At 67.4% G+C, this 4,650-nt stretch carries 4 protein-coding genes and 1 pseudogene; all 5 read left to right on the top strand.

Annotation, left to right across the window (positions count from 1 at the left end; translation table 11 throughout):
• A pseudogene (locus CCN35_RS28305) lies at positions 1–1,093 on the top strand (hypothetical protein); the annotation flags it as partial.
• A 51-nt stretch (positions 1,094–1,144) separates the two neighbouring features.
• Positions 1,145–1,849 carry a hypothetical protein gene (locus CCN35_RS09530; RefSeq protein WP_067399169.1) on the top strand — a complete coding sequence of 235 codons (705 nt, stop codon included), beginning with the start codon at positions 1,145–1,147 and terminating at the stop codon, positions 1,847–1,849.
• A 683-nt stretch (positions 1,850–2,532) separates the two neighbouring features.
• A complete protein-coding gene (locus tag CCN35_RS09520) occupies positions 2,533–3,201 on the top strand; it encodes a hypothetical protein (protein ID WP_245863091.1) in 669 nt (222 codons plus the stop codon).
• A gap of 31 nt (positions 3,202–3,232) precedes the next feature.
• Positions 3,233–3,709: an SUKH-3 domain-containing protein gene (locus CCN35_RS09515; protein ID WP_086792270.1), complete on the top strand. Its 477-nt coding sequence runs from the start codon at positions 3,233–3,235 to the stop codon at positions 3,707–3,709.
• A gap of 162 nt (positions 3,710–3,871) precedes the next feature.
• Positions 3,872–4,650, top strand: a 779-nt coding sequence (locus CCN35_RS09510; RefSeq protein ID WP_086792272.1) for a transposase family protein, incomplete at its 3' end; no start/stop codon positions are given.

Raw genomic sequence — 4,650 nt, 5'->3', positions numbered from 1 at the left:
CCGCCTGGGCGACGGCCTGGACGCCGACCTCGGCGACACCGGCCGCCTCGGCAACGACCTGAACAACCCCGTCAGCCACGTCGAGAACCCGAGCGGCATCGCCGACAACACCGTGGGCGGCATGGCCGACAACCTGCCGACCAACAGCGTGGACAACGCCACCCCCGTCACCGGCACGGGCGACAACCTGCCGGGCAACTCGGGCAACCAGGTCCCGTCCAACAACACGAACAACGTGAGCAACGTGGACAACGCGGTCTCCAACACCTCGGACACCACGTTGCGCTCCGACGGCCTCAACCGTGGCCCGACAGGCGGCCACGACCTGCCCAGCACCAGCACCGACACACTGTCCCGTACCGACGGCCCGACCGGCAGCGGACTGGACGACCTCGGGCGTACCGGCGACGAGGCTGCCGGGGCCGGTGACGAGGTCATCCAGACCGGTGACGAGGTCGTCAAGACCGGGGACGAGGTCGTCAAGGCCGAGGACAAAACCCCGCCGAAGTCCCCGGAGGACGATGAGCCTCTGCTGATTCGGCAGGACGACGACTTCAGTGCTACGCACAACAAGTTCGGGCTGCGCAAATCGCACTTCGATCCGGACGTCGGCATCATTCCCGCGAATCCTGAAGGGAAGATTACGCCGCTTGAACACGTGCTCGGGGGAGCGAACCCCGCAGCCAAGGAGTCGAGTCAATTCACCTCTTTCGCGCCGAAGGACGGGACCGGGAAGGTCTATGGTGCGCAGGAGATCAGCATCGATTACAAGCGGCTGCAGGCAGACATCGAATCCGGCAAGGTCCAGGGCGTGGAAATCCTGCGTCCGGAACAGATTCAGCGGAGCATCTCGGAAGAGATCAACAAGGTCGCGGGCAAGGAAGTGGAGGTGCCGGCGAGCCTCAAGGCGTCGGACACCGATGCTGTGACCCAGTTCGTGAAAAGTCTCGAACTGAGCAAGAGCAAGACGAACAAGGTGCACCGCAGGGTCATGGCACTGCTCAACACCCGGCGTGACGGAGAATGGTTGATCAGTGGGATCGTCCCGAAGGAGTACGTGACGGGACCGTACCCGACGACCAAGAAGCCGTAACGCACCGGACAGCACGTTCGGACGTGCAGACCCGTAGGACAGGAGAGCCGATTGTCGTCCGACAGCAAGGGTCCGTGGAAGCCCAGTGACCGGGTCGCCGGCCTGCTCTTTGTGGACTTCGACGGAATGGCCGCCGACCCCGACGACGTCATCAGCGACGGCCTCGACGGAGGCTACCGGGACCGTACCGAGGCGCTGCGAGAGGTACTGCGGGATCCGCACGAGGATCCGGCAGGCCGTTTCCTGGCCTGTGTCGCGCTCACGCGCTGGGGAGACAAGAGCGGTTACGACGCCGTGGTCCGAGCGGCAGGAGATCCGGAGTCCGTTCCCTGGCGAGGTGCCTCGTACGATCGCCTGCACGGCCAGGACGACACCTTCGGCGTACTGGCCGACGCGGTGGGGGACAGCGTCGACATGGTGGAGGAGCGCGGCACGGCCGCGGACCGCCTGCGGGCCGTCGAGGCCCTGCTGAGCATTGCCGATCGTGTTCAGTTCGACCGGCACATCGGCTCACTGCTCCGGCGGGACGACGTCGCTGCCTGTCTGCCCGCCCTGCAGGCGGCCGTGACACGCGGCGTGACGCGGTTGACCGAGCAGCCCCCGTCCTACGACCTCGGTCTTCAACTGGCTTTGATGGTCAGTGCTGCCCATCGCGTCGATCCGGCCTGGGCCCAGGGCATGGCCCGCGACCTCATGGCTGCACAACCGGGCGAGCGCGCCTTGAGGGAGCTCGGCGAAGGCATGGAGGACGCCTGAACCTCGGCTTGTCCATCCTCGACGATGCGGTGAAGGCTGCCGTCAGCAGCTGCGGCAGAAGGGGATGGATCTTGCAGTGAACGGCGAGCCGCCGCGGGCCGTGCCGGGGCGCCGTGCGCTGGGTGGCTCCGTGCCCGGCGCTCGCGGACGGCCGCCTGCCGGAGCTCCCGGACCCGTACGAGCCCCTGCCGCTGATGTTCGAGCGGGGCGGCGGCTGCTCGATCGAGGAGTTCGTCGACCTGTACGGGGTGATGATTCCTCGCGGCAGCTTCGAGTCCAGCCTTGCGCCGAACCCTTCCTCACGCCGGTCTCCATCACGCTCGACGCCCTCGATCAGGATGCGGAGGGGCGCATCACCTGCTACGCGAGAATCAGCGATGATCACTCCCGCAGCAGCCCGCGCGGCATCGTGAGGCGGCGTGTCGTCGGCAGGGACGGTGGGACGCACGACGAGGCCTTCGCCCGGAACCTGCGCTGGAAGCCCACGGAACACCTGCGCCTTCGCTCAGAGGGACACAACGACGTGGACCATGTGAGGATCTCCGGACGGGAAGCGGCCGCATTCATCGAGTCCGTGACCGAACGGCTCGCGGGTACACCCTGATCGATGCCTGGGAAGCTCTGAGGAATCCGGTGACGTTCCCCGACTGAACCGGCGGGAGGCCGGGGCAGCCGTCTCGCCCATGGCTCCACCCGCCCTTGAGAGAAACATGTCCGTTCTTATGCGTGCGCCACAGGAGTGCGCGTCCTGGTTCTGGGACCTGGAGGACTGTGCACCGCCGGGTCTGCGGTCGGCGCTCAGCACCGCTGCTCGGATGTCCGACGTCCTGAAGAAGCACGAGTTGTTGACGCCGGACGCGCTGGAATGGTTCTGGATGGTCCCCGAGGCGGGAGGCGCGGTCGCCAAGACGCGTCTACGGCTCACGGCGCCTCTCGATGACGAGAGGACGGCGCGAAGGGTCGAGGAGTCGCGCCCCGTCGGCTTCCCGAATGCCGAGTTCAGAAGCTTCCTTGTGGCGGGGGCTGGGATGTGGTTCGACGAGCACGGCGTTCGGCGCCATGAGGACCGCCTGGTCGAGCTGACTGTTTCCTCCGAACCCCTGGGGCTTTCCGCCGATGTCTCCGTCCACCACGACATCTGGGGCCCGTTCGACTTCCGCGGCACGCCGCACCCCGACGTCCAGCGGCAGAACGCCCCACGTCTCGCGGCGGCCTTGAAGGAGCTCGACGAGCTGCTGGGCGTCGCCGCGGAGCCGGGGGAGCCGACGTACTTCGGAAGGGCGGAAGGACACGGCGTCGCGGAGCCGGAGGTGAGCGACGGACGCGGTCCCGACCTGACCGATCGGCTATGACCAACGAAGGGACGAAGGGCGGAACGCCTGCATGACTTCGGAGCAGCCGGCACAGGAAGTGCGCGACTGGTTGATCGAGAACGGCTGGTCACCCGGCCGCGACATCGGCGAGAAAGCCGAGAAGATGGTCAGGGCCCGGATGGAGGACTCTGCACGGCAGGGCTTTGCACTGGTGCCGGTGCCGCCTGCCCTTCAGGTCATTCACGCCTACGGCGGGTTGAGGCTGCCGCATCCGAAGGCGCCGGATGTCGCGTGGGTCATGGAGCCGACCGTGGGGTACGACGGCGATGCCGCCGCCATTGCCGAGCTGGCCACGGGCCTCGGAGTGGGTCTGTTCCCCGTCGGGTACGAGGCCTCGGAGCATGGAATCGTCCTGGTGGACGAAAAAGGGCGTTTCTTCCACTTGCATCACACCGGGGGGTACTGCCTGGGAAACGATGAATTCGACGCGTTCTCCCGGTTCTTGACGCTGTCGTCGGATCCCGACGCGGAGGATTATTTTGTCTGACCCGCTCACTGCGGTTTTCTCAGCGAAATAATCTTCGTGAAGTGGGTTGATCGGGGCGTCGGGGGCTGGAGCGGACAGCGGCGGCCCGGCTGTGGGCAGACGTAAAGCCCCTGGTAGGACGGTTCTCACCACAAGATCGTCCGCTGCACCAGAGGCTTCACGTTGGTTCCCTATGTTGCCATGCTCGATGTCCCCCGCCACGTCGTGGAGTACGTGGCCCGGTTGCTGGCCGGCCATCGCCGCCGGATCGGCACTCCGAGGGGCTCCCGCGCGCTGGGCCCGTTCCGGCAGGCGGTGCTGGTGCTGCGCTGGTTCCGCCACCGCACCTGCGTGCACTGCCTGGCCCGGGACGCCGGCATCTCCCAGGCCACCGGCTACCGGTATCTGCACGAGGGCATCGACGTCCTGGCCGAGCACGCCCCGGATCTGCATCAGGTGCTGGACCGCTGCCGCGAGCAGGGCCTGAGCCACGTGGTGCTGGACGGCACCCTGATCGCCTGCGACCGGGTGGCCGGCACCACCGAGAAAGGCACCGACCTGTGGTACTCCGGCAAGGCCAAGCGCTTCGCCGGAAACCTGCAGTTCATAGCCGCCCCCGACGGACAGTTGCTGTGGGTCTCCAACGTCGAGCCCGGCTCCGTGCACGACCTGCGCGCCGCCCGCATCCATGTGCTGCCCGCCCTGTACGCCGCGGCCCGCCACGGTCTGCCGACGCTGGCCGATGTCGGCTACACCGGCGCCGGCCAGGGCATCCACACCCCCTTCCGCCCGCACCCCGACATCGCCTCACCCCTGGCGGCAAACACCCGCACCCACAACCGGCTCCTGCGCGGCATCCGAGCCCTGGGCGAGCGAGCCGCCGCCGAACTCAAACAGCGCTGGCGTGCCCTGCAACATGTCACGCTCAGCCCCAGCCGCATCGGAGCCATCGCTCAGGCCGC

It is taken from the genome of Streptomyces thermovulgaris (assembly GCF_002155915.1).
In the GTDB taxonomy this organism is placed as follows: Bacteria; Actinomycetota; Actinomycetes; order Streptomycetales; family Streptomycetaceae; genus Streptomyces; species Streptomyces thermovulgaris.
The sequence above is the reverse complement of the archived record's forward strand: the minus strand, read 5'-3'. Positions and strand labels throughout refer to the sequence as shown.